The following is a 23,314-nucleotide window of genomic DNA, read 5'->3' on the forward strand; positions in this document are numbered from 1 at the left end:
GGCAAAGTGATTTGGGTGAAACGCCCCCTCAGGGCAATGAATCTACTTGCCTGCCTTACGGTCATGGCTGCGGTTGGCCATGAATAGCCATCGAGTCGTGGGTCTTGTCGTTCATGCGATGGCCTGTGTGCTCTACATCGTCATGAATAACGTTGCCGTGCCTGTCTACAAGCAACTCGTTGGCGGGCTGACCTCTCGCGGTGTTGCCATCGGGATGGGCATGTACTTTATTTTTTACTTTTTCGTTTTTGTGAATTTTGTTTTGGTCTTCATCCATCGCCTGGCCATCAAGTTTGGCGTGGCGATCTTCATGATGCTATCAATCCTGTTTTACATGCTGCCGCAGTATCCCGTTCGCGGCATGGCGTACTGCGTGCTGGCAGGTGGTCTGACGGTTTGCGCCATTTTGCTCACCCACGCCGTCGACGGAGCCTTCACTCGCCGGCGCGGGAAACAATCGTGAATCACGACAGTCGAACAACATCAAGCCTCGTGCTGATTGCGTGCCTGATGGGTGTGTCCGTACTCATTGTTTTGCTGGGGCTGAAGGTGCAGAGCTCTTGGGTCGCAAAGCCCTTGCAAAGGGACTGGAATGATTCGGGCGAGTGTTACATCGCCACATATGCAGCTGATTACAAAGTGCTGGGTGTGGTGGCTGGGCGGATCTTTAAATTTTTCAGTAGTCCGTATTTTTATCGTGTTTATACGAAGAATGATGAGCTATTGAAAACGTCCGAATGGTATCTCTGGATGAGAGAAGGAAATGCCGGTGTTGCTCCAGAGTTTCACGGTGAGATGATCCTGTATCCAGGCGCTGAAGGTTGGGAAAGTTGGACGGTTGCGGAATGTCGTTAATGTTGGGGAACGGGAACTGCTCCCAATACCCTGGTCCGATTTATTTTGAAGAGTACCCGTCGCGCACGGGATCCAAGTGACTATGAAAAAACATCACTAGTGTTGAGTTTGATATTTCTGGTGCCAGGCTCCACTTGGCTGTACCTGAAGCAGGGAGCTGCTGCGGCGGCCGTTGTTTATTCCACAACCTGGAATGATCGGGGAACTTGTTATATAAATTCATATATTCCCCAGTATTCTAGATTTGGTGTTGCTGGAGACATCGCGAAGCTTTTTACGAGTGAAGCGTTTTTTCGGGTGTATACCAATGAAGGTAAACTATTGAGGTCATCTGAATGGTTGCTTTGGCAAAATGAGTTTACAACAGACGAACGTTCTCAATGGGTCGGTGGTCACGCAATTTACCCGACTGTTAAAGGTTATGACGGATGGTCTATTCCAGAGTGCTGAGTTTCACAAGTAAGGGTGGGTTGAATGAGCTTTGATGTGTACCTTGGGGTGGTTGCCGATAGCTTGTTTTTTGGCTCCTTGGCTTTACTTTGTCTGTTACTCGCCGTCAGCGGATTTTCATCAAAACTCCGTAATAGCTGCATCCATAGAATATTGATATTTCTCTCCCTGATATCAATTCCAGTGATTGAGTTGGTGGGTAGTTATTACGCAAATATGCCACCGGCCTAATGGCATATGAGGTTTAGCGGAATGCTGGGGCGGGAGGTGGAAAGTTATTTTTCCGAAATGGTCGATAACACTTATTTCGGTAGGCTTACTATCTATAGACGTTCAGGTGTGACGGTTGCGCTCTACGGGGCGTTTTGTTCATGAATACAGAAAGAGTAGAAAAGTGGACTGTTTCGAGTGCTTTTCTTGCCAAATATAAGGCATGGACGCCATGAGTTTAAGAATCGGTTTAGGCTTGGTTATTTATTTGTTGGTGGCGGCTCTGTATTTCTTTTCTCATGATTATGGGGTTATTTTTTATAAGACTCATATGGGCGGATTTACAGCGAGAGGGGTCGCAATAGGTGGCACCGCGGAACTGACATTTTATTTTTTTATTTTCGTAAACATTGTTGTATTTGTTATGCCGACGTTGGTGGCGAAAATTGTGCCGATAGTGCTGATGGTCGCTATCGTACTTTTCTATTTTCTTCCAGAAAATCCGGTTCGTGCAATGGCCTATAGCGGGCTTACGTTCAGTATGAGTATTTTGGCGCTGGTCACTCGTTTAATAGTGGATCGACAAATGCCCCAGCGGAAAATTTACTCTAATTCATGATCAGGCAGCCAACCCATGTCCTTTAATCACTACGACCAGAGCGAACTTACCTCACTTCGCCAGTTGGGCCGCTGTTTCGCTGAGCATAGTCCGGCGTTGGCGCTGTTTCCGAAAGTTGCGGCTGTCCCGAGTGCTCTTGAGATACCTGGAAAATGAACAGTGCCAGCAAATGTTTGGTGTATGCCGCTGCGCTAATGATCAGTTTGGTTATTGCAATTGCCATTATCGTGAATGGGATTTTGACTCGCGTCCCCGACGTTTCGAAGCTGAGTCCATCTGGCCGTTATCTTATTGCGTCGGTTCCTGCCAGCTCCCTTCTGACTCCTCGGGATGCCGTGTACTTGCGCTTTACCGATCGTGACCATCCCGATCAGGTGTACCGCGCTCCCTTGTTCTCTGACGTGTCTTTGGACATGGGTGCATTTGAGGACCCGCAAACAGTGGGTGTTGTATTCATTGATTTTGATAAGCAGGGCAAGAAGTTCACGCTCAGGTTGTCCAACCCGAGAGAGCATTGGCTGGACTTTTTTATCAGCAACACGCCTTACGAAATTGAGGCCAACTGATGTCGAACCGAAGTCTGTCTCTGCCAGTGTTTATTTCATCGCTGGTTGTAGTTTTACTGCTGCTGGCTTTGCTTGGACTGAAGGTGCAGAGCTCTTGGGTTGCGCAGCCATTAAAAAAATACTGGAATGATTCAGGCACGTGCTACATCGCCAGATATGCAGCTGATTACAGAGTGTTAGGTGGGGTGGGGAGTATTATCGAAATATTCAGCAGCCCGTATTTTTACCGTGTCTATTCAACGGATGGTGAGCTATTGAAAACGTCAGAGTGGTATCTGTGGATGCGAGAAGGTAATTCCGGAGTTGCTCCAGAATTTCAAGGCGAAATGATCCTGTACCCAGGTACTGAAGGCTGGGAAAGTTGGACGGTAACGGAATGTCGTTGATGATGACCAGTTCAGTAAAAAGGAAGCAGCCCCGAACCTTGATCGCAGGGTTGATGGTGTTGGTGGCGTGTTTTGTTTTACTTTTTTATGTTGTCAAGGCAATGCTTGGTTACCCTGCGAGTTCGATGATTGTGAGTCCTTCAGGGCGCTACATTTTTGAAAATGTTCACGTAGGTCGAGTCTTGACTTTGGGCGGGATGGCGTATTTGAGAGTGACTGATAGAGAGAGTCCCGAAAAGGTCTATCGCACGCCATTATATTCGACCCAATTGCTGGATATGCGCTCGGTTGAAGATGACAAAACGGTCGGCATTGCTTGGATGTATTTCAATAAGAAAGAAAGAACATTTGATATAGCCATGCCTAAGTGGGAGTGGCACTGGTTAAATATTTTTATCAGTAACACGCCCTATGTCCACATGGAAGACTGACGAACATGTTTGTGAGCGGTGAAATAGAAGGCTACTTGGCCGTTGTCTCCGACAGCGACTTGTTCGGGAGCTTCGCGTGCATGGCGCTGATTTTGGCCCTGACGGGCCTGCGCGCTGCGAGCCGGAACTCGAAGCTTCACTGCACGCTGACATTCGTCACCTTGATGGGCTTTGCGGTGATGCACGGCATTGGCACTTACTTCCTGAATCAACCGCTCGCATGAATATGACAGACCGCGTCGAAGCACGTACCGAGCTCACCAGAATTCAATACCAGGCAGCTCACTCATGTCCGGTAACCACTACTATCAAAGCGATGATTAAGTGCGCTGGCATCCTCCCGCTCTTCATCTCCCTGGCTAGTTGCGCGGCACAACAGGTTTACAACAACCATGTTTATGTCGAAAACCGCTGCGACCAACCGTTGGAAATGAAGATTTCCAACAGCTCCAATCTGCATTCACTGGAGCGCAACGTGAAGGCCGAAGCAGGATCGCGCGCCTTGGTGGCGAGCTTTGCCTCTTATGGCGAAGATGTGATCGAACAAATTCCGGGCAACTATTCGCTGACCATCACCGATGCCGTCGGCACCAAGGTGGTTGACGGCGCTCAGCTGCGACAACGCTTGAGCGGTGTAAAAAAGATTAATGACGGCACTCAGCGTGAGTGGACGATCAACGATGCGTCTTTTTGCCCATGACATTCACTATTTCAATGCCGCCGTGGGAAAAAGTTGGCTGAACGTACTCATCAGTAATACACCTTATACACACATGGAAAACTGACAGACATGCTTATACCAAGTGAAATAGAAGGTTACCTGGCCGTTGTGGCCGACAATGATTTGTTTGGCAGCCTGGCCATGTTCTGTCTGGTACTGCTCTTGACGGCACTGCATCGGGGCATCCGAGAGTCGCGCGTGCACCGAGCACTGACGTTCATTGCATTAGCGATTGTTGTCGCCATGCAAGTCGCGGGTTCCTACTACGGGACTATTAATCCGGCATGAATAAATACGTCCGCCTGTCCCTGTGCCTGTTTTTCCACGCCCTGGGCTGTGTTGCCTACGCGTTTCTGAATAAAGCGGTGGTGATTGGCTACAAAGCTTTGAACCAAGGTTTCACCTCGCATGGTGTTGCTATCGGAATGGCGAGCTACGCGCTCTTTTATATATTTCTGGTCGTCAATCTGGTGATTGCACTGGTACCGAATCTCGTGGCCAAGCTCCTGCTGCTGAGCGTGATGGTCGGCTTCATCCTGCTCTGGATGCTGCCTGAAAATCCGCTAAGGGCGCTGTTTTATGGTGTGGCTCAGGGATGTGTCACGTTGTTGGCGATTTTGGCGACGCAAGTCATTGAGTTGCGCTGGGAAAGGCGCACCTTCATGCGACGGGCAACACCTGCAGACCCTGTTAAAGGGGCAAACGCGTGATCAATGCAGGTCGCCGCCGACTGCTTGTCACCGCCCTGTGGATTCCGCTGGTCGTACTCCTGCTGATGGTGCTGGAAGATCGGCTGAGCAATTTTCCTACAACCGTCGAGTTGTTCGAGACCTTCGGATTGGCTTTTGGCATTCCCGCCTATATCGCTTTTGCCCTGGTGGAAATGCGCCTTCTGCGTGGCAAGAGCGAGCAGCGGATACTCAACCGAATCTGGCTCGGACCGTTGGTATTCATCCCGTTTTACGCGGCACCGTGGATGATCTTCGGGTTGGCAAAAATGCTCTGTGGTTCCTCCAGTAACATTGCATTGATGTTCGGTTGGGTGGTTTTCATTCCGTATGTACTCATCGTCGGCTATGTGGTGGCGGGGCTGACGATAGCGGTCTACAGGACGTTTTATTCATGAGATTCAATACCAGGCAGGTACTCCATTTTCTTTAAGGTCACGCTCAGTGTGGCGCCGTCCTCGCAACGGAACTCAAAGCTGTCCGAGCACCACAGCTGGGCAGTTCGCTGACCAGTTTCACTGGTCGTCCCCCGGTTCAAGGCTCTCGCGAACCATGGCCAGTTTTTGCTTTGGCTCCAGCGTCGCCGCCGCTCCTGGCCCAAAAGCTCCCCACTCTTATCGTTGCGGTTAGTCATCAACATAACCGTTTGCCTATCCCCCATCGTAAGGGGGAAATGGTGTCCTGTTTTTCATGGGGCTCGCTCAGTAGGAAGAGTCCAGAAGCCATATCTGAAATGTCCGGTTTCAGTTTAAGAATGTTCCTACATTCATAACTTTTTGTTTTTGGCATGCTTCACGCCCCATCAGGAGGGGGTCAGTTGCGATGCGGCCGCTTTTAAAAAAGCATGGCTTCAATTAGAGAAGGCTTTCGCCGTTTTTTTAATGCAATCCCGCGCCATTGGAATCCCAACGGGCGATGACAGTCGTTCTAACTAAAGGCCACGGATGTCCTACTCAAACAAACTTTCTGCCCATTACCTTGAACTCGCCAAAGCCTCTGTTTCCAAAGAGAATTTCGCGGGCGAGGATGTTCGTTTTTCGAGCGAATACGAGGCACTGGAAAGCGAGCTGAGCAAAGCCCAATCCATGCACGAAATCGGTCAGATCGACTGGCTGAAAATCCGCGAAAACAGCGAAAACCTGCTGCGCACCCAGTCCAAGGATTTACGAGTCGGTGCCTGGCTGACCTGGGCCCTGTACCAACGCGAATCCTTTCAGGGACTGCTGGCCGGCCTCGGATTTCTGCACCACCTGTGCGAGAACCACTGGACCGAGGTTCATCCCAACAAAGCCCGCACCCGCTCCGCTGCCATCAGTTGGCTGGTGCCGCGTCTCGAGCAGGTGCTGAACGAAAACGTCGCGATCAAAGAGCAATTGCCGCTGTTCCGCCGATTGGTCGAGCACCTGGAAGGTCTCGATGCTGCCTGCACCGAGCACATGGGCGACGACGCACCGCTGCTGCTGCCGATCTCCCGCCGTCTGAAAAACATGGTTCAGCGTGCCGCCGACAACCAGCCGGAGCCCGGTGCTGTCGGTGCGGTGGTGGCTCAGGTCAAGCAGGTCGCGACGCAACTGTTCACCCCCGGCGCGCCGATCGACAACGAAAAAGAAGCCCACAAAGCCCTGCGCGCGCAGCAGGAAAATGCGCGCCCACTGTGCGCCTGGTGGTTGAAACAGAAAACCACCGACCTGCGCGCCCTGCGCCTGAACCGCACGTTGCTGTGGCTGCCGATCGATGCCGTCCCCGAGCGCAACGCCGAGCAAATCACTGCTCTGCGCGGGCTGCCGGCGGACAAACTGAAAATCTACCAGGACCGTTTCGACCAGGGGCAATTCGCCGACCTGTTGGTGGAGCTGGAGGCGAGCCTGGCCAAGGCGCCGTTCTGGTTCGATGGCCAGCGGCTGGTCTGGGAATGTTTGCAAGGGCTGAACGCCGAGCTGGCCATGCGCGAAGTGGAAATCCACTTCGCGTTGTTGATTCAGCGCCTGCCGGGCATCGTCGAATTGCGTTACCACGATGGCGCGCCGTTCGCAGATCCGGCCACTCGCGCCTGGATCAGCGCCCACGTGATGCCCCATCTGCAAACCGCCAGCGCGCCGCGCAAAGTCGAAGTCAGCGCCAGCCAACCGGCCTGGGAACTGGCGCTCGAAGACGTCTTGCCGGTGCTGCGCAAGGACGGCCTCAAGGCCGCGGTGCAGATTCTCAAGCAAGGCCTGCAAGCTGCCCACGGCGGACGCGTGCGGTTCTTCTGGCAGTTCAGCCTGGCGCGGCTGTGCTTCCTGGCCAAGAAATACGAACTGGCCAAGACCCAGCTCGAAACCCTCGATTCAGAATTACAGAACTCAGGCTTGCACGCCTGGGAGCCTGATCTTGCGCTGGAAGTGCTGCACCTCCTGCATAGCTGCTGTGAGTTGTTGCCGCAGAACCACGCAGTGCGAGAACGCAAGGAAGAGATTTATCGCAGGCTGTGCCACCTCGATCTCGAAGTGGTACTCGAATAGGCCCCAGGGCCACAACCGCAAGGAGAAAAGCCATGGCCAAAGAAGGCTCGGTAGCCCCCAAGGAACGCATCAACGTCACCTTCAAACCTGCCACCGGCGGTGCTCAGGAAGAGATTGAACTGCCGCTGAAACTACTGGCAATCGGTGACTACACCCACCGCGCGGACGAGCGCAAAGTTGAAGATCGCAAGCCGATCAGCATCGACAAGATGACCTTCGACGAAGTACTCGCCAAGCAAGAACTGCAGCTGACGCTGAGCGTGCCGAACCGTCTTCAGGAAGAGGGCGAGACCGAAGAGCTGGCCGTGAAACTGCGCGTCAATTCGATGAAGGACTTCAACCCGGCCAGCCTGGTCGAGCAAGTGCCTGAGCTGAAAAAACTGATGGAACTGCGTGACGCACTGGTGGCCCTCAAAGGCCCACTGGGTAACACACCTGCCTTCCGCAAAGCCATCGAAGGCGTTCTCGCCGACGACGAATCGCGCGGTCGCGTACTGGGTGAGCTGGGCCTGAACGCCGCAGCCCAGGACGCCTGAGTCCCTATCAGCCAAGGAAGCCAGCACTATGAGCACCAGCGCAGCGCAGCAAAAGAGTAACGAGAACGGCGAATACAGCATTCTCGACAGCATCATCGCCGAAACCCGTCTGACCCCGGACGACGAAGCCTACGACATCGCCAAGCGCGGCGTGTCGGCGTTCATCGAAGAACTGCTCAAGCCGCAGAACAACGGTGAGCCGGTCAAGAAAGCCATGGTTGACCGCATGATCGCCGAGATCGATGCCAAGCTCAGCCGTCAGATGGACGAAATCCTCCACCACCCGGACTTCCAGTCGCTGGAATCGGCGTGGCGTGGCCTGCAGTTGCTGGTCGACCGCACCAACTTCCGCGAAAACATCAAGATCGAAATCCTCAATGTCTCCAAGCAAGACCTGCTGGACGACTTCGAAGATTCGCCGGAAGTGATGCAGGCTGGCCTGTACAAGCACATCTACACCGCTGAATACGGCCAGTTCGGTGGTCAGCCGGTGGGCGCGATCATCGCCAACTACTTCATGTCGCCAAGCTCGCCAGACGTGAAACTGATGCAGTACGTGTCGAGCGTTGCGTGCATGTCTCACGCGCCGTTCATCGCCGCTGCTGGCCCGAAATTCTTCGGCCTGGAAAGTTTCACCGGCCTGCCGGACCTGAAGGATCTGAAAGATCACTTCGAAGGCCCGCAATTCGCCAAATGGCAGAGCTTCCGTCAGTCCGAAGACTCGCGTTATATCGGCCTGACCGTCCCGCGTTTCCTACTGCGCAACCCGTACGATCCGGAAGAAAACCCGGTGAAATCGTTTGTGTACAAAGAAACCGTCGCCAACAGCCACGAGCACTACCTGTGGGGCAATACCGCCTACGCGTTCGGCACCAAGCTGACCGACAGCTTCGCCAAATTCCGCTGGTGCCCGAACATCATCGGCCCACAAAGCGGTGGCGCGGTTGAAGACCTGCCGTTGCATCACTTCGAAAGCATGGGCGAAATCGAAACCAAGATTCCGACCGAAGTGCTGGTGTCCGACCGTCGTGAATACGAGCTGGCCGAGGAAGGTTTCATCTCCCTGACCATGCGCAAAGGCAGCGACAACGCCGCGTTCTTCTCCGCAAGCTCGGTGCAAAAACCGAAGTTCTTCGGCATCAGCGCTGAAGGCAAGGCGGCAGAGCTGAACTACAAGCTCGGCACCCAACTGCCGTACATGATGATCGTCAACCGCCTGGCTCACTACTTGAAAGTGCTGCAGCGCGAGCAACTCGGTTCGTGGAAAGAACGCACCGACCTCGAGCTGGAACTCAACAAGTGGATCCGCCAGTACGTTGCCGACCAGGAAAACCCGAGCGCCGAAGTGCGTGGCCGTCGTCCGCTGCGTGCTGCCCAGATCGTCGTCAGCGATGTTGAAGGCGAGCCAGGCTGGTACCGCGTCAGCCTGAACGTGCGCCCGCACTTCAAGTACATGGGGGCCGATTTCACCTTGTCGCTGGTTGGCAAGCTGGACAAAGAGTAACCAAGGAGCTGGGTCATGACTGGATACGGCAGCCTTTTCGAACGCCTGGGTGGCGACGCGGACAAACGCGTCGGCTGGAGCCGCGAGGTCTCCGCCATGGCGTCGGTGGCTGCCCATCTGGCCAAGATGCTCAGTACCCGTGCGGGCAGCGTGCAAACGCTGTCCGATTACGGGCTACCCGATCTCAACGACATGCGCCTGAGCCTGCATGACTCCCTGAGTCAGGCCCGCCTGGCCATCGAACGCTTCATTGAAGCCTACGAGCCGCGCCTCACCAACGTGCGTGTCGTTTCCCTGCCGCGAGACAACGATCAACTCAGGCTGACTTTCAGTATCGAAGGCCTGCTGGAAGTTGAAGGTTTCAAGCGTCAGGTCAGTTTTGCCGCGCGCCTGGATGGCAGCGGTCAAGTCAAGGTCAATTAAGGAGACGACGATGTCCGGTAAACCCGCAGCCCGAGTTGGTGACCCAACCGCTTGCCCGCTCCCCGGCCACAGCACCAACCCGATCGCCGCCGGTTCCGGCGACGTATTCTTCGACGGCCTCGCGGCCGCCCGCGAAGGCGATGCCTGCGCGTGTGGTGGTGCGTTGGTCGGTGGCCTTGCAACAACCGTTTTGATCAACGGCAAACCGGCCGGCACCGTTGATTCCGTCGGTACTCACGGCAACAAGGTGACTGCCGGATCTTCGACGGTGATTATCGGGAATTCGCATACGCCGGCGCCGTTTGTAGCGCCGTTGCCGGTGGAGATTCAGTGGCCCTTCAATGAGCACTTTGTGATCAATTGCCAGGACAGCGGCGAACCCTTGGCCGGGGTTGAATACACGATCAAAACTGCTTCAGGAAAAGTCATCCAAGGGGTGACGGACACGAGTGGTCGAACACAAACCGTGTTTTCTGAAGTGCAGGAGGCGTTCGAGTTGGTAATTGAACCGCAATCGAGAGTATTGATCGCCTGATGGTCGCGCCCGTACTCGGGATTATTTTTGGATAGGAGTTTTATATGGCCACTACTACAGTAAGTTCGACAATGACTCCGGCCAGTAACAAGGTGGGTCGGTCGGTGGCAGTGCGCCTGTTCAAAGTGACCGATATTCCCGATGCCATGAGAAAGATGAACTGGCCTGTGGCGGCTGATTTGATGCAGCACTGGTTTGACGGAAAACCATGGCCGAACACAGACGATGGTGGAATGGCAGAACTCGTAAAGTCTCATGATGAATTCGCTCCCGAGGAATACATCAACGAAACTATTGTCACGATGAGTTGGGCAATGACTTTCGATCGAACCAAAGCCGCTGTTGATAGCTTGCGCAATCGTTGGAATAACCCGGCTGCCCAGGAACACCTGCGCAGGAAAGTATTATTGCCAGCTTATAAAGATAAAGAGCCTGGCGTGTATCCTTTCAAGTTCAGCAAGGCAAGTGAAGTAGAAAGGGTTGGTTACGCCAATAGTGAGACTATTGTATTTAATCAAAGTGGTGATGATGACGTTAACGAACTACGGGCGGCACTCGCTAACTTTAACGTACATGTTTTCGCGGACGGCAATATTAGCGTCACACAGGAAAGCATCACGCTTATCCCCGAACGGATTGGTTTTTATGTAGAGGACTCCTACGACTTCAATGACGGCTGGTTTGAACCTAGCCAGGCATTGGGCTACTGGAACTTCGATGGCCTGGAAACCAGTTTTAAAAAGGGGTTTTCTCAGAACTCAGATGTCCGAATGAAACAGAACAGCATTGCTTTTCAAGCAAGAGGCGGTCTTAGTCCTGAGCAGGCGCAGGAAATGAACGCGCTAGAGCACAAACATTACATGTTTGTGCAAAACGGAGACTTTCGAGACTATCGGAAGTCGAGCGGCAAGGGTGGTGACTTTCGTGTCTACTCCGATATTTTGTATGAGAACGTCAGCGCAGCGCCAATAGAGTTTCCAAAAAATGACGCAAACTAAGAAAATCATTTATTGTTTTTTTGCGCTGGTGATTGGCGTGATTCTTGGTTTTTTTGTTCTTGTCGCGGATGTGCTTAATCGTGAGTCATATGTTTCGAACGTGAGCAAGTCTGGTCGTTATAAAGTTGAGGCCGTTCGAGCAGGTCCCGTGCTTGTGTCGTCTAATCTGATTTATCTTCGATTTACCGATCTAGAACAGTCAGGGCAAATATATCGTACGCCATTGATGTCGAAAACTTCATTGGGCATGCAATCTTATGAGGATAAGAAAGTCGTGGGGATTACTTGGGTTGATTTCGATAAGTCCCGTCGCGTCTTTGTATTGTCCATTCCGAACTGGAAAGAGCATTGGGCGAATTTTTTCATCAGTAACATAGCCTATGAAGTGATACCTAACTAATGGTGCTTGATTTGTGTTCTGAGTCAGCGCCTATGAATTCTGCAACGTTGAAAGGCGCCGAGGTTGCGAGAGCCACTCTTGGAGTTGCTGCCACCTAGGCAACTTCACTTTAAATTCATGATCAGGCAGCTATTCCATGTCCTTTAACCACTACTACCAAAGCGAACTCACCGCACTGCGCCAGCTGGGTCGTCGATTCGCCGAGCGTAGCCCGGCATTGGCACCTTTCCTCGGTCAAGCCGGGCGTGACCCTGACGTGGAGCGGTTGTTGGAGGGTTTTGCGTTCCTGACTGGCCGCCTGCGCCAGAAGCTCGATGACGAGTTGCCGGAGCTCAGCCATTCGCTGATGCACCTGCTGTGGCCGAACTACATGCGGCCGTTGCCGGCGTTCAGTATTTTGCAGTTCGACCCGTTGAAGCGTTCCGGGCCGGCGTTGCGGGTGGAGCGTGATACGCCGATCGAGAGTGTGCCGATCGATGATCTGCGTTGCCGGTTTCGCACCTGCTACCCGACGGAAGTCCTGCCGCTGGACCTGACCGCGCTGACGTACTCGGTGAAGGGCGGCGGTTCGCTGTTGAGCCTGCGCCTGGAGATGAGTTGCGACGGGCATATCGGTGAGCTGGACCTGAGTCGTCTGCGCCTGCACCTGGCTGGCGAGCGCTATATCAGCCAGATGCTTTACCTGAGCCTGCTGCGCAACCTGGAAGGTATCGAGCTGATTCCGCTGGACGCGGCCGGCAAGCCGCTCAATGGTACTAACGGCACGCCGATGGCGTTCAAGATGCCTGGCGACCGCGTACAGCCGGTGGGTTTTGCCGAAGAAGAAGCGTTGATCCCGTACCCGCTGAACACCTTCCGTGGCTATCGCTACTTGCAGGAATATTTCGCCTTCCAGGACAAGTTCCTGTTCGTCGATCTGAACGGTCTGGACCTGCTCAAGTCTCTGCCCGAAGACACGCTCAAGCAGATGCACGGCCTGGAACTGCGCTTCGATATTCGCAAGAGCGGCATCCAGCGTCTGCGTCCAACCCTGGACAACGTGAAGCTCTACTGCACGCCCATCGTCAACCTGTTCAAGCACGACGCCTTGCCGATTCGCCTCGACGGTAAACAGGACGAATACCTGCTGCTGCCGGCTGAATACGACCTGGAAAACTGCGGGGTGTTTTCGGTTGAAGGCGTCACTGGCTGGAAGCCCGGCGGCCTGGGTTATCAGGAGTACGTGCCGTTCGAATCGTTCGAGCACGACCCGAGTTTCGACGTGCCGCAAAGCCGTCCGCATTACAGCATTCGCCAGCGCACCTCGCTGCTGCACGACGGCCTCGACACTTACCTGAGCTTCGGCATTCGCCACACCGAAGCCCATGAAACCCTGTCGATCGAGCTGATCTGCACCAACCAGAACCTGCCGCGCCGGCTCAAGCTCGGCGACATCTGCATGGCCTGCGAAGAGACCCCGGAGTTCCTCAGTTTCCGCAACATCACCCCGGCCACGTCGAGCTTCGCGCCACCGCTGAGCCACGACTTTCTGTGGAAGCTGATCAGCAACATGTCGCTCAACTACCTGTCGCTGGCCAACGTCGACGCGCTCAAGGTGATTCTCGAAACCTACGACTTGCCGCGCTACTACGACCAGCACGCGGAGAAGGTCAGCAAGCGCCTGCTGGGCGGGCTCAAGTCGATCAAGCATCAGCACGTTGACCGGTTGCACCGAGGGTTGCCGCTGCGCGGATTGCGCACCGAGCTGACCATCGACCCGGAAGGCTATATCGGTGAAGGCGACCTGTTCGTTTTCGCTTCGGTTCTTAACGAGTTTTTCGCGCTTTACGCCAGTCTCAATTCGTACCACGAGCTGCGGGTAAAAAGCACACAGGGAGAGGTGTACCAATGGACACCACGTATGGGCCTTCAGCCTCTGCTTTAAGCGGGCTGACCCGAGGAATACGCGAGTACTCGCTGTTTCAGGCCGTGCTGCTGGTCGTCGATCGGCTGCGCGAGGCCCACCCGTACCTGAGCGAAGAGGACCTCTACGACCAGCTGGAATTCCAGGCCAACCCGAGCCTGGGTTTCCCTGGCAGCGATGTCGATCGCGTGGAGTTTTTCCGTGAGCACGGGCAACTGCGCGCGCGTCTGCGTTTCAACCTGATCGGCCTGGTCGGTTCCGGTTCGCCGCTGCCGGCGTTCTACGGTGAGCAAGCGCTGGGCGACAGCGAAGACGGCAACCCGACACGGCATTTCCTCGACCTGTTCCACCATCGCCTGCAACGGCTGATGCTGCCGATCTGGCGCAAGTACCGCTACCGCGCCAGCTTCCAGAGCGGCGCCCTCGACCCGTTTTCCTCGCAGCTGTTTGCGCTGATCGGCCTGGGTGGCGAAGACATTCGCAAGGCCCAGGAACTGAACTGGAAACGCCTGCTGCCTTACCTCGGCCTGTTGAGTCTGCGGGCGCACTCGGCGGCGTTGATCGAAGCGGTGCTGCGTTACTACTTCAAGCACGCCGAACTGACCATCGAGCAGTGCATCGAGCGTCGCGTGGAAATCCTCGACGAACAGCGTAACTGCCTGGGCCGTGCCAACAGCGCGCTCGGTGAAGACCTGGTGCTGGGCGAGAGCGTGCGTGATCGCAGCGGCAAGTTCCGGATTCACATCCGCGAGCTCGACTGGCAACGCTTTCACGAATTCCTGCCGATCGGTTTCGGCTACCAGCCGCTGTGTGCGCTGGTGCGGTTCACCCTGCGTGACCCACTCGATTACGACATTCGCCTGGTCCTGCGCCAACAAGAAATCCGCGAACTGCGCATCGGTGAGCAGAACGCCTGTCGCCTGGGGTGGACCAGTTGGCTGGGCCGCGAACACGCGGACGGCGTGGTGACCCTGGGTAGCAAAATTCATTAAGGACGAGAGACCAATGATCAACGTAGACCTGCAACAACTGATCCAGGCGCTGGACGCCGAAACCCGTCGTGACCTGGAACGTTCGGCCGAACGCTGTGTCGCCCGTGGCGGCAGCAAGATCCTCGTCGAAGACCTGTTGCTGGGCCTGCTGGAGCGCCCGCAAGGCCTGCTCGCACGCGCGCTGCAAGACGCCGAAGTCGACGCTGGCGAACTCAGCGCCGCGCTGCAATCGCGGGTCGAGCACAGCGCCTCGCGCAACCCGGTGTTCGCCCCGGAACTGGTGCAGTGGCTGCAAGATGCGTTGCTGGTGGCTAACCTTGAACTGGGCCAGAGCCAGGTCGAACAGGCCGCGTTGATCCTCGCGCTGCTGCGCAATCCGATGCGCTATGCCGGCAGCCGCTACCAGCCATTGCTGGCGAAACTGAACATTGATCGCCTGAAGGATTTTGCCCTGTCGCAGAAGGAACAACCGGCTACCGGCAAACCGGCCGTACCCGGTGAATCCCTGCTGCAACGCTTTACCCACAACCTGACCCAGCAAGCCCGCGACGGCAAACTCGATCCGGTGCTGTGCCGCGATGGCGCGATTCGGCAGATGGTCGACATCCTTGCGCGCCGCCGCAAGAACAACCCGATTGTGGTCGGTGAAGCCGGCGTCGGTAAGACCGCGATCGTCGAAGGCCTGGCCTCGCGCATTGCCGCCGGTGAAGTGCCGCAAGTGCTCAAGGGCGTTGAACTGCTGTCGCTGGACATGGGCTTGCTGCAAGCCGGCGCCAGCGTCAAAGGTGAATTCGAACGTCGCCTCAAAGGCGTGATCGACGAAGTCAAAGCCTCGCCGAAACCGATCATCCTGTTCATCGACGAAGCCCACACCCTGATCGGTGCGGGCGGCAATGCCGGTGGTTCGGACGCGGCCAACCTGCTCAAGCCAGCCTTGGCGCGTGGCGAGTTGCGCACCATCGCCGCGACCACCTGGGCCGAGTACAAAAAATACTTCGAGAAAGACCCGGCCCTGGCTCGTCGTTTCCAGCCGGTGCAGTTGCACGAGCCGACTGTCAGCGAAGCGGTGACCATCCTCCGCGGTCTGGCTCAGGTGTATGAGAAGAGTCACGGCATCTACCTGCGCGATGACGCGGTGGTCGCGGCAGCGCAATTGTCGGCGCGTTACCTGGCCGGTCGGCAGCTGCCGGACAAAGCCGTCGACGTACTCGACACTGCCTGTGCCCGAGTGCGTATCAGCCTCGCTGCCGCGCCGGAAAGCCTTGAGCGCCTGCGTGGCGAATTGGCTGAAGGCGGGCGTCAGCGACAGGCCCTGCGCCGCGATGCCGAAGCCGGTTTGCTGATCGACCACGAAGCGCTCGATGCGCTGGAAGATCGCCTCGACGCCGCCGAAGACGAAAGGGTCGCCCTGGAAACCCTCTGGACCGAGCAAAAAGAACTGGCCGAGCGTTTGCTGGAGCTGCGTCAGCAACTGGCCAAGGCCCGTGAAGCCGCGGCCGTCGAGCCGACCGTCGCGGTTGAGGAGGACGCCGAAGGCACGATGATCGAAACCCTCGAGGCGAGCGTGGACCAAGCGCACAGCGTCGAAACCCTGGAAGCCGCGCTGAACGAAACCCACCGCGCCCTGACCGATGCTCAGGTCAAGGAACGCCTGGTGAGTTTCGAGGTGTGCCCGCGTCTGGTGGCTGAAGTGATCAGCGCCTGGACCGGCGTGCCGTTGGCGCAACTGGCCCGTGAGCACAACGCCAAGGTTGCGAGTTTCGCCACCGACCTGCGCACTCGCATTCGCGGTCAGGAACAAGCCGTCCATGCACTGGACCGCTCGATGCGCGCCACTGCGGCCGGCTTGAACAAACCCGATGCGCCGGTAGGCGTGTTCCTGCTGGTCGGCCCGAGCGGCGTCGGCAAGACCGAAACCGCGCTGGCGCTGGCTGACTTGCTGTACGGCGGTGATCGTTTCATCACCACCATCAACATGTCCGAGTTCCAGGAGAAGCACACCGTCTCGCGGTTGATCGGTGCACCGCCGGGCTACGTCGGTTACGGCGAAGGCGGCATGCTCACCGAAGCCGTGCGGCAGAAGCCGTACTCCGTGGTGCTGCTCGACGAAGTCGAAAAGGCCGACCCGGACGTGCTCAACCTGTTCTACCAAATCTTCGACAAAGGCGTGGCCAACGATGGGGAAGGGCGTGAAATCGACTTCCGCAACACGCTGATCCTGATGACCTCGAACCTGGGCAGCGACCGCATCAGCGAACTCTGCGAAAACGGTGCGCGGCCAACCGCCGAAGTCCTCGAAGAAACCATTCGCCCGGTGCTCAGCAAACATTTCAAACCGGCGTTGCTGGCGCGGATGCGCGTGGTGCCGTACTACCCGGTCGGTGGCCCGGTGCTGCGCGAGCTGATCGAAATCAAACTGGGCCGTCTGGGCGAGCGCCTGAACCGCCGCCAGCTGGATTTCACGTACTGCCAGAACCTCGTCGATCACCTGGCCGAGCGTTGCACCCAAAGCGACAGCGGCGCACGGCTGATCGATCATTTGCTTGACCTGCACGTGCTGCCGTTGGTGGCGGATCGTCTGCTCGACGCGATGGCCATCGGTGAAAGCCTCAAGCGCGTTCACGCAACGCTCGATGGTGACGCTAGCGTGACCTGCGAGTTCGCCTGAGGTGAGTGTGATGTTCACTCGAGTGCCGCAGCCGCTGGTCTATGCCGAAGCCTTGCTGGCGAAGTTCGCCAGCTTGTCGTGCGCGGCTGACGGCGCTGCGCTGCTGGGTGACTTCGTGCGCGCGGTCGCCGAGCTCAGTCGCTGTGAGCTGAGTCAGCTGTACCTGCTCGACGTTACCCACACCAGCCTCGGGCTGAACGCCGAGTGTTTGCAGGGCATCTTGCAGCCACGGGAAACCGCGAGCCTGCCGGCCGACTACAACGGTGAGCAACTGCTGCAGTTTTCCCTGTGCCAGAACCGTGTGCTCAGCCTCACCGGACTCAGTGGCAGCCTGCACGAAACCAGCTTCCTGCCGGAGCAGGCCGTACCGTGGCAGTCACTGCTGTGCGTGCCGTTGCTCAACCCGCAAAAAGCTGTGGTCGGTCTTTTACTGTGCGCCAGCCGCGAACAGGTCGAGTTGCAGGGGTTTTCCGATTCGCTCGGGCAACTGGGTTCGTTCGTGCTCGGGCAATTGCACTTGCTGCAACGGTTGCGCCGGCCAGTAGGCGATGTGTCGCCGATGCCCAGCAGTGTGCCGAGTGCCAGCGGTTATGGCTTGATCGGTAAGAGCTCGGCGATGCGCCAGACCTACCAACTGATCAGCAAGGTGCTGCACAGCCCGTACACCGTGCTGCTGCGCGGCGAAACCGGCACCGGCAAGGAAGTGGTGGCGCGGGCCATCCACGATTGCGGACCGCGCCGTTCCCAGGCGTTCATCGTGCAGAACTGTGCGGCGTTCCCGGAAAACCTGCTGGAAAGTGAGCTGTTCGGCTACCGCAAAGGCGCCTTCACCGGCGCCGACCGTGACCGCGCCGGGCTGTTCGATGCGGCCAACGGCGGGACCTTGTTACTGGACGAAATCGGCGACATGCCGCTGTCCCTGCAAGCCAAGCTGTTGCGGGTTTTGCAGGAAGGCGAGATCCGTCCGCTGGGCTCCAACGACACCCACAAAATCGACGTGCGCATCATCGCCGCGACTCACCGCGACCTGGCGGTGCTGGTCAGCGAAGGCAAGTTCCGCGAAGACCTGTACTACCGCCTCGCGCAGTTCCCGATTGAACTGCCGGCCTTGCGCCAGCGCGAGGGCGACATCCTCGACCTGGCCCGACACTTCGCCGACAAGGCCTGCACCTTTCTGCAACGCGATGCGGTGCGCTGGTCCGACGCGGCGCTCGATCACCTGTCGAGTTATGCCTTTCCCGGCAACGTTCGTGAACTCAAAGGCCTGGTCGAACGCGCCGTGTTGCTTTGCGAAGGCGGCGAGTTGCTGGCCGAACATTTCTCGCTGCGCATCGAGGTCGCGCCGCAGGAAAGCAGCCTGAACCTGCGCGAACGCCTGGAGCAGGTCGAGCGCAGTCTGTTGCTCGATTGCCTGCGCAAAAACGACGGCAACCAAACCCTCGCAGCCCGCGCACTCGGTCTGCCACGGCGCACGCTGCTGTACCGCCTCGGGCGCCTGAACATCAATCTCGGGGATTTCGATGCGTGACCCGCAAACCTGCCAGTCAAAAATTGTGCCTGGGATGCTCACTGTGGCGAGGGAGCTTGCTCCCGCTGGGTTGCGTAGCAACCCCAAAACCATGCGCTGCGGTGTTTCAGTAAAACCGCATCTGCTGTTTTACGACTGCTGCGCAGCCGAGCGGGAGCAAGCTCCCTCGCCACAGGTGATCGGCATTGATCTCACCTCATCCGCCTCTGTCAGTGCCGCCCTCAAGGGGCGGTGCTTTGTGCATTGTTTAGCCCTGGAGACCCTCTGATGTCTGTTCGTCACTGGCAAGCTGTCCTGTTGACCCTCGTCGTTCTATGCGGCCTCGGGGGCTGTAGCGGCAATTACAAATTCAACGACAACACCTATCGCCCTCTGGGTGATCCGCAGGCGGTCAATCGCGGCAAGTGACCGCAAGGAGCGACATCATGGAACTGGTTTTCGAAATGCTGAACACCAAGCAGTTCGTGCCCACGGATTTGTGCCAAAAGACCTTCAAGCAGGCTGGTGGCGTGATCGGGCGGGGCGAGGACTGCGACTGGATCATTCCTGACCGCAAGCGTCACCTGTCCAACCATCACGCGTTGATTAGCTACCGCGATGGCAGGTTTTTCCTGACCGATACCAGCAGCAACGGTATTCAGGCCAGCGAAAGCGGCGCGCGTCTGCGCAAGGGTGAAGCGCAGCACGTTGAACACGGCAGCGTCTACGTGCTGGGGGATTTCGAAATCCGTGCGCGGCTGGTACGCGCCCCGGCGACCTTCGATACCGAAGTCGGCCACCCGCAAGCGGCCGGCAGCACCATTCCGGACGATGCGTTTCTCGACCTTGATCCACTCATGGCGCTCGATCAACAGGAACGGGCCTACTCGGAAATCGATGAACTGAGCGCCCTCAATGCGCCGCGTCAGGAACCGCGCCAGTGTGCCGACTACGCGCGCATCGACATGGAAAGCCTGTTGGTGCCGGAACTGGTGGCCGCACCTGTCGCGCCGGAACCTGCGCCGGCACCCAAGGCGATCGAGCGTCAAAGCGAAGGCTTCTGGGAGCGTTTCGGTGATGCGCTGGGCGTCGACCTCAAAGGCCTCGATCACGACAGCCGCGAAGCCCTGGCGATCGACGCCGCACGTTTGCTCAAGCAAAGCGTTGGTGGTTTGCAGCAGAGCCTGCGCACCCGTTCGGAGCTGAAAAACGAACTGCGTCTGGCACAGACCACCGTTCAAGGTACCGGCAAAAACCCGCTGAAATTTGCCGTCGATGCCGGCGAAGCGCTGGGCATTCTGTTGCAGGGCGACAAACCCGGCCAGTTGCCGGCCGGGCAGGCGATCTCGCGGGCGTTCCGTGATTTGCAGGCGCATCAGGTGGCCTTGCTCACCGCCAGCCGCGCGGCGGTACGCGGCACCCTCGAACACTTCTCGCCACAGCAACTGACCTTGCGTTTCGAGCGCGACGGCAACAAGCCGCTGCTCGCCACCTCTGGCAGCCGCTGGAGAGCCTACGGCCGTTATCACCAGGCGCTGCGTCAGGACGATGACTGGAGCGAACGCCTGCTGGCGCGGGATTTCGCCCAGGCCTACGAAGAACAGATCCGCCTGATTTCCACCCTACACACCGACCACCAAGGATGATGCGCATGTCTCGCTTCAAGGCCGTAATAATCAACCTGCTGACAGCGTTCAGCGCTCTGGTGCTGCTGGCCGGCTGCTCGTCGATTTCGCCGTATTCCACCGTCACCAAGCTCAACCTCAAGCTGACCGCCAGCGATCAGGTCAACCCGGACCTGAATGGCCGACCATCGCCGATTGTCGTGCGGCTGATAGAGCTCAAACACCCGGTGGCCTTCGAAAACGCTGACTTCTTCAGCCTGTACGAGCGCGCCAAGGAATCCCTGTCGCCAGACCTGGTGGCCAGCGAAGAGCTGGAATTGCGCCCGGGTGAAGCCGTCGAATTCAAGCTCAGCGTCGACAGCGGCAGCCGCTACGTCGGCGTGCTCGCGGCGTATCGCGATCTGCGTGAAACCCAATGGCGCTACGTGGTTCCAGTCACCCCGGCCGATCTGACGGTGGCCGAGCTGACCCTCGATCAGACCGGCATCCATAACGAAAACCAAAAGCTCGCCAAGGCGGATGACTGAACATGAACGTGCATAAAGTCATTTGGCAGGAAGGCATGTTGCTGCGTCCGCAGCACTTCCAGCACAACGATCGCTACTACGACAACCAGATGAAAACCCGCACCCAGTTGCTGGGCAGTTACACCTGGGGGTTTCTGGGGCTCGAGATCGACTTGCAGTTCCTCAACATGGGCAAGCTGGTGATCAGCCAGGCCTCGGGGATTCTCCCGGACGGCAGCCTGTTCGAACTCGGTGGCAACACCGAACCGCTGGCCCTCGACGTCCCGCCGAACACTGGCAACACGCCGATCTACCTGGCCTTGCCGCTGGTGACCGGTAACCACATCGAGTCCCGTCGCCTGGAGCAATCCGACGTGCTGGCGCGCTACACCGCGTACGAAACGGAAGTCGCCGACTCCAACGCCGGCGATGATTCCAGCAGCCAGGTCAGCTGCGCGCGCCCGGACTTCCGCTTGTTGCTCGGCGAGCAGCAGAGCGACCAGGCTTACGTGAAGCTGAAGATCTGCGAAGTCCTCGACACCACGCCCGACGGCGTGATCAGCCTCGATCCGGATTTCGTCCCGACCTTCATCCACGCTCACGCGTCGGGCTACCTGCTGTCGTGCCTCAAAGAAGTCATCAGCATGCTCGGCCACCGTGGCGATACCATTGCCGACCGGATTCGCTCCAACGGCAAGGTCGGTGGCGCGGAAGTCGGCGACTTCATGATGCTGCAACTGATCAACCGCACCGAACTGGTCCTGCGCCATTACCTCGGCCTGGAACAGGTTCACCCGGAAGAGTTGTACCGCACGTTGCTGTCGATGCTCGGCGATCTGTCGACCTTTGCCAGTGACAGCAAACGCCCGCGTCTGGACAGCCGCTATCAGCACAGCGACCAGGGCGCGAGCTTCCGCAAACTGATGGAAGCGATTCGTCAGGTGCTGTCGATGGTGCTCGAACAGCACGCCATCGAACTGGAGCTGCAAGCCCGTCAATACGGGATCACCGTGTCGCCGCTGCACGATCACAAACTGCTGGGCACGGCGTCGTTCGTGCTGGCAGCCAGTGCCAACTGCGACTCCGAAGAGCTGCGTCATCGCCTGCCGGCACACCTCAAGGTCGGCCCGGTGGAACGCATCCGCCAGCTGGTCAACCTGCACTTGCCGGGCATCAAGGTCAAACCCTTGCCGGTGGCGCCGCGGCAGATCCCGTTCCACTCGAACAAAACCTATTTCATCCTCGAACTCAGTTCCGAAGACCTGGCACAACTGGAGCGCTCCGGCGGCTTCGCGTTCCACGTGTCCGGCGAATTTGCCGAGCTTGAACTGAAATTCTGGGCCATCAGGAACTGACCGACATGATCAAGGAAATGGATCACAGCCAGGATGACAAAACCGTCCTTCTGGATCGTCAGGGCCATGGCCCGGCACAGAGCCCGCTGACCGATTTCGCGGCACCGCCGCGTTTCGAGCAACTGGAAGAACGGATGATCTACGCCGCGCGCCTGCGCCCGGCGGAAGCCTTCAATATCAGCCTCAACTCGCTGGTGGCGGCGTCGTCCGACCTGCTGTCGGAAGTGGTGCGGCTCAAGCACAGCGCCACCCGCGAAGACATGCACGCGCTCAACCAGCGGCTGACGGCTGCGCTGAAACTCTTCGAAGTCCGTGCGCTGCACAACGGCGCCGAGAGCAGCCAGGTGATGGCTGCGCGTTACGTGCTCTGCACCGTCGTCGACGAAGCAGTGGTCACCACCCCGTGGGGCAACGAAAGCGAGTGGTCGCAGATGAGCCTGCTCAGCAGCTTCCACAACGAGACCTTTGGCGGCGAGAAATTCTTCCAGCTGCTCGATCGTCTGTCGAAGAACCCGATCAAACACCTGCCAATGCTGGAACTGATGTACCTGTGCCTGTCGCTCGGTTTCGAGGGCAAGTACCGGGTGCAGGCGCGCGGCATGCTCGAACTCGACGGCATTCGCGATGCGCTCTACCGGCAGATTCGCCAGCTGCGCGGCGACGTACCGCGTGAACTGTCGCCGCACTGGGAAGGCCTCAACGACAGGCGTCGCAGCCTGGTGCGTATTGTGCCGTGGTGGATGGTGGCGCTGTTTACGCTGGTGTGCCTGGTGGTGATGTATTCGGGTTTTGCCTGGGTACTCGGCGAGCAGCGCGACACTGTTCTGCAACCTTATCAGCCGCTTGATCCAGCCGCAGTTCAGCCGCTGTCGAAGCCGTAAAACAGGGACGTGTG

The 23,314-nt window shown here is 57.4% G+C and carries 27 protein-coding genes; all 27 read left to right on the forward strand.

Features of this window, described 5'->3' with window-relative positions:
• The first annotated feature begins 79 nt into the window (after positions 1–79).
• The 27 genes from AC1RJ3_RS14565 to icmH all read left to right on the forward strand — a co-directional run bounded on the left by AC1RJ3_RS14565 (position 80) and on the right by icmH (position 23,300).
• On the forward strand, positions 80–463 hold the full coding sequence (locus tag AC1RJ3_RS14565; protein WP_489110817.1) for a hypothetical protein: 384 nt from the start codon (positions 80–82) through the stop codon (positions 461–463).
• The gene (locus AC1RJ3_RS14570) at positions 460–855 is read left to right on the forward strand and encodes a hypothetical protein (protein WP_489110816.1); all 396 of its coding nucleotides are present in this window, start codon (positions 460–462) and stop codon (positions 853–855) included. The genes AC1RJ3_RS14565 and AC1RJ3_RS14570 overlap by 4 nt, the downstream gene beginning before the upstream one ends.
• Before the next feature lie 892 nt (positions 856–1,747).
• Entirely contained in the window at positions 1,748–2,134 is a 387-nt protein-coding gene (locus tag AC1RJ3_RS14575) for a hypothetical protein (protein WP_493079345.1), read from the forward strand.
• 152 nt (positions 2,135–2,286) lie between these two features.
• Positions 2,287–2,700: a hypothetical protein gene (locus AC1RJ3_RS14580; RefSeq protein WP_493079346.1), complete on the forward strand. Its 414-nt coding sequence runs from the start codon at positions 2,287–2,289 to the stop codon at positions 2,698–2,700.
• Positions 2,700–3,086, forward strand: coding sequence for a hypothetical protein (locus tag AC1RJ3_RS14585; RefSeq protein WP_493079347.1), 387 nt, complete (start codon positions 2,700–2,702; stop codon positions 3,084–3,086). Before AC1RJ3_RS14580 ends, AC1RJ3_RS14585 begins: the two co-directional genes overlap by 1 nt.
• Complete coding sequence (locus AC1RJ3_RS14590) at positions 3,086–3,517, forward strand: hypothetical protein (protein ID WP_054594690.1); 432 nt, start codon at positions 3,086–3,088, stop codon at positions 3,515–3,517. Before AC1RJ3_RS14585 ends, AC1RJ3_RS14590 begins: the two co-directional genes overlap by 1 nt.
• Before the next feature lie 80 nt (positions 3,518–3,597).
• Positions 3,598–3,741: a hypothetical protein gene (locus AC1RJ3_RS14595; protein WP_493079348.1), complete on the forward strand. Its 144-nt coding sequence runs from the start codon at positions 3,598–3,600 to the stop codon at positions 3,739–3,741.
• The gene (locus tag AC1RJ3_RS14600) at positions 3,738–4,217 is read left to right on the forward strand and encodes a hypothetical protein (protein WP_493079349.1); all 480 of its coding nucleotides are present in this window, start codon (positions 3,738–3,740) and stop codon (positions 4,215–4,217) included. Before AC1RJ3_RS14595 ends, AC1RJ3_RS14600 begins: the two co-directional genes overlap by 4 nt.
• A gap of 90 nt (positions 4,218–4,307) precedes the next feature.
• A complete protein-coding gene (locus tag AC1RJ3_RS14605) occupies positions 4,308–4,526 on the forward strand; it encodes a hypothetical protein (protein ID WP_103314760.1) in 219 nt (72 codons plus the stop codon).
• Positions 4,523–4,948, forward strand: a complete 426-nt coding sequence (locus AC1RJ3_RS14610) for a hypothetical protein (protein WP_493079350.1) — start codon at positions 4,523–4,525, stop codon at positions 4,946–4,948. Before AC1RJ3_RS14605 ends, AC1RJ3_RS14610 begins: the two co-directional genes overlap by 4 nt.
• Positions 4,945–5,364, forward strand: coding sequence for a hypothetical protein (locus AC1RJ3_RS14615; protein ID WP_102667305.1), 420 nt, complete (start codon positions 4,945–4,947; stop codon positions 5,362–5,364). Before AC1RJ3_RS14610 ends, AC1RJ3_RS14615 begins: the two co-directional genes overlap by 4 nt.
• Positions 5,365–5,910: 546 nt before the next feature.
• Positions 5,911–7,467 carry a type VI secretion system protein TssA gene (tssA, locus tag AC1RJ3_RS14620; protein WP_493079351.1) on the forward strand — a complete coding sequence of 519 codons (1,557 nt, stop codon included), beginning with the start codon at positions 5,911–5,913 and terminating at the stop codon, positions 7,465–7,467.
• 32 nt (positions 7,468–7,499) lie between these two features.
• Positions 7,500–8,003 (forward strand): type VI secretion system contractile sheath small subunit, encoded by a 504-nt coding sequence (tssB, locus tag AC1RJ3_RS14625; RefSeq protein ID WP_054594684.1) that lies wholly within the window; start codon positions 7,500–7,502, stop codon positions 8,001–8,003.
• A gap of 28 nt (positions 8,004–8,031) precedes the next feature.
• Positions 8,032–9,507 (forward strand): type VI secretion system contractile sheath large subunit, encoded by a 1,476-nt coding sequence (gene tssC, locus AC1RJ3_RS14630; protein WP_054594683.1) that lies wholly within the window; start codon positions 8,032–8,034, stop codon positions 9,505–9,507.
• Positions 9,508–9,522: 15 nt separating this feature from the next.
• Entirely contained in the window at positions 9,523–9,930 is a 408-nt protein-coding gene (gene tssE / locus AC1RJ3_RS14635) for a type VI secretion system baseplate subunit TssE (RefSeq protein WP_054594682.1), read from the forward strand.
• A 10-nt stretch (positions 9,931–9,940) separates the two neighbouring features.
• Complete coding sequence (locus tag AC1RJ3_RS14640; protein WP_493079352.1) at positions 9,941–10,465, forward strand: PAAR domain-containing protein; 525 nt, start codon at positions 9,941–9,943, stop codon at positions 10,463–10,465.
• A gap of 44 nt (positions 10,466–10,509) precedes the next feature.
• The gene (locus AC1RJ3_RS14645) at positions 10,510–11,463 is read left to right on the forward strand and encodes a DUF6402 family protein (protein WP_493079353.1); all 954 of its coding nucleotides are present in this window, start codon (positions 10,510–10,512) and stop codon (positions 11,461–11,463) included.
• On the forward strand, positions 11,450–11,863 hold the full coding sequence (locus AC1RJ3_RS14650; protein ID WP_493079354.1) for a hypothetical protein: 414 nt from the start codon (positions 11,450–11,452) through the stop codon (positions 11,861–11,863). Before AC1RJ3_RS14645 ends, AC1RJ3_RS14650 begins: the two co-directional genes overlap by 14 nt.
• Positions 11,864–11,999: 136 nt before the next feature.
• Positions 12,000–13,787, forward strand: coding sequence for a type VI secretion system baseplate subunit TssF (gene tssF / locus AC1RJ3_RS14655; protein WP_493079355.1), 1,788 nt, complete (start codon positions 12,000–12,002; stop codon positions 13,785–13,787).
• The gene (gene tssG, locus AC1RJ3_RS14660) at positions 13,751–14,758 is read left to right on the forward strand and encodes a type VI secretion system baseplate subunit TssG (protein WP_103314751.1); all 1,008 of its coding nucleotides are present in this window, start codon (positions 13,751–13,753) and stop codon (positions 14,756–14,758) included. The genes tssF and tssG overlap by 37 nt, the downstream gene beginning before the upstream one ends.
• Positions 14,759–14,771: 13 nt before the next feature.
• Positions 14,772–17,426: a type VI secretion system ATPase TssH gene (gene tssH / locus AC1RJ3_RS14665; RefSeq protein WP_493079356.1), complete on the forward strand. Its 2,655-nt coding sequence runs from the start codon at positions 14,772–14,774 to the stop codon at positions 17,424–17,426.
• Between the two features lie 10 nt (positions 17,427–17,436).
• Positions 17,437–18,954, forward strand: coding sequence for a sigma-54 interaction domain-containing protein (locus AC1RJ3_RS14670; protein WP_493079357.1), 1,518 nt, complete (start codon positions 17,437–17,439; stop codon positions 18,952–18,954).
• A 267-nt stretch (positions 18,955–19,221) separates the two neighbouring features.
• Complete coding sequence (locus AC1RJ3_RS14675) at positions 19,222–19,362, forward strand: hypothetical protein (protein WP_008030659.1); 141 nt, start codon at positions 19,222–19,224, stop codon at positions 19,360–19,362.
• Between the two features lie 17 nt (positions 19,363–19,379).
• The gene (tagH, locus tag AC1RJ3_RS14680; protein WP_493079358.1) at positions 19,380–20,579 is read left to right on the forward strand and encodes a type VI secretion system-associated FHA domain protein TagH; all 1,200 of its coding nucleotides are present in this window, start codon (positions 19,380–19,382) and stop codon (positions 20,577–20,579) included.
• A gap of 5 nt (positions 20,580–20,584) precedes the next feature.
• Complete coding sequence (tssJ, locus tag AC1RJ3_RS14685; protein WP_493079359.1) at positions 20,585–21,085, forward strand: type VI secretion system lipoprotein TssJ; 501 nt, start codon at positions 20,585–20,587, stop codon at positions 21,083–21,085.
• 2 nt (positions 21,086–21,087) lie between these two features.
• Positions 21,088–22,419, forward strand: coding sequence for a type VI secretion system baseplate subunit TssK (tssK, locus tag AC1RJ3_RS14690; protein ID WP_493079360.1), 1,332 nt, complete (start codon positions 21,088–21,090; stop codon positions 22,417–22,419).
• A 5-nt stretch (positions 22,420–22,424) separates the two neighbouring features.
• Positions 22,425–23,300, forward strand: a complete 876-nt coding sequence (gene icmH, locus AC1RJ3_RS14695; protein WP_054594672.1) for a type IVB secretion system protein IcmH/DotU — start codon at positions 22,425–22,427, stop codon at positions 23,298–23,300.
• Positions 23,301–23,314 lie beyond the last annotated feature (14 nt).

The sequence above is a fragment of the Pseudomonas sp. GW822-FHT04C11 genome, from assembly GCF_058800905.1.

What these genes read in the sequence shown, in the direction of transcription:
- tssF (WP_493079355.1), top strand. Translation starts at nt 12,000, where the DNA reads ATGTCCTTTAACCACTACTACCAAAGCGAACTCACCGCACTGCGCCAG.
- AC1RJ3_RS14585 (WP_493079347.1), top strand. Translation starts at nt 2,700, where the DNA reads ATGTCGAACCGAAGTCTGTCTCTGCCAGTGTTTATTTCATCGCTGGTT.
- tssG (WP_103314751.1), top strand. Translation starts at nt 13,751, where the DNA reads ATGGACACCACGTATGGGCCTTCAGCCTCTGCTTTAAGCGGGCTGACC.
- AC1RJ3_RS14590 (WP_054594690.1), top strand. Translation starts at nt 3,086, where the DNA reads ATGATGACCAGTTCAGTAAAAAGGAAGCAGCCCCGAACCTTGATCGCA.
- tssH (WP_493079356.1), top strand. Translation starts at nt 14,772, where the DNA reads ATGATCAACGTAGACCTGCAACAACTGATCCAGGCGCTGGACGCCGAA.
- tssK (WP_493079360.1), top strand. Translation starts at nt 21,088, where the DNA reads ATGAACGTGCATAAAGTCATTTGGCAGGAAGGCATGTTGCTGCGTCCG.
- AC1RJ3_RS14670 (WP_493079357.1), top strand. Translation starts at nt 17,437, where the DNA reads ATGTTCACTCGAGTGCCGCAGCCGCTGGTCTATGCCGAAGCCTTGCTG.
- AC1RJ3_RS14650 (WP_493079354.1), top strand. Translation starts at nt 11,450, where the DNA reads ATGACGCAAACTAAGAAAATCATTTATTGTTTTTTTGCGCTGGTGATT.
- tssC (WP_054594683.1), top strand. Translation starts at nt 8,032, where the DNA reads ATGAGCACCAGCGCAGCGCAGCAAAAGAGTAACGAGAACGGCGAATAC.
- AC1RJ3_RS14645 (WP_493079353.1), top strand. Translation starts at nt 10,510, where the DNA reads ATGGCCACTACTACAGTAAGTTCGACAATGACTCCGGCCAGTAACAAG.
- AC1RJ3_RS14575 (WP_493079345.1), top strand. Translation starts at nt 1,748, where the DNA reads ATGAGTTTAAGAATCGGTTTAGGCTTGGTTATTTATTTGTTGGTGGCG.
- AC1RJ3_RS14595 (WP_493079348.1), top strand. Translation starts at nt 3,598, where the DNA reads ATGGCGCTGATTTTGGCCCTGACGGGCCTGCGCGCTGCGAGCCGGAAC.
- tssA (WP_493079351.1), top strand. Translation starts at nt 5,911, where the DNA reads ATGTCCTACTCAAACAAACTTTCTGCCCATTACCTTGAACTCGCCAAA.
- icmH (WP_054594672.1), top strand. Translation starts at nt 22,425, where the DNA reads ATGATCAAGGAAATGGATCACAGCCAGGATGACAAAACCGTCCTTCTG.
- AC1RJ3_RS14600 (WP_493079349.1), top strand. Translation starts at nt 3,738, where the DNA reads ATGAATATGACAGACCGCGTCGAAGCACGTACCGAGCTCACCAGAATT.
- AC1RJ3_RS14610 (WP_493079350.1), top strand. Translation starts at nt 4,523, where the DNA reads ATGAATAAATACGTCCGCCTGTCCCTGTGCCTGTTTTTCCACGCCCTG.
- AC1RJ3_RS14675 (WP_008030659.1), top strand. Translation starts at nt 19,222, where the DNA reads ATGTCTGTTCGTCACTGGCAAGCTGTCCTGTTGACCCTCGTCGTTCTA.
- AC1RJ3_RS14580 (WP_493079346.1), top strand. Translation starts at nt 2,287, where the DNA reads ATGAACAGTGCCAGCAAATGTTTGGTGTATGCCGCTGCGCTAATGATC.
- tssB (WP_054594684.1), top strand. Translation starts at nt 7,500, where the DNA reads ATGGCCAAAGAAGGCTCGGTAGCCCCCAAGGAACGCATCAACGTCACC.
- AC1RJ3_RS14640 (WP_493079352.1), top strand. Translation starts at nt 9,941, where the DNA reads ATGTCCGGTAAACCCGCAGCCCGAGTTGGTGACCCAACCGCTTGCCCG.
- tssJ (WP_493079359.1), top strand. Translation starts at nt 20,585, where the DNA reads ATGTCTCGCTTCAAGGCCGTAATAATCAACCTGCTGACAGCGTTCAGC.
- tssE (WP_054594682.1), top strand. Translation starts at nt 9,523, where the DNA reads ATGACTGGATACGGCAGCCTTTTCGAACGCCTGGGTGGCGACGCGGAC.
- AC1RJ3_RS14565 (WP_489110817.1), top strand. Translation starts at nt 80, where the DNA reads ATGAATAGCCATCGAGTCGTGGGTCTTGTCGTTCATGCGATGGCCTGT.
- tagH (WP_493079358.1), top strand. Translation starts at nt 19,380, where the DNA reads ATGGAACTGGTTTTCGAAATGCTGAACACCAAGCAGTTCGTGCCCACG.
- AC1RJ3_RS14605 (WP_103314760.1), top strand. Translation starts at nt 4,308, where the DNA reads ATGCTTATACCAAGTGAAATAGAAGGTTACCTGGCCGTTGTGGCCGAC.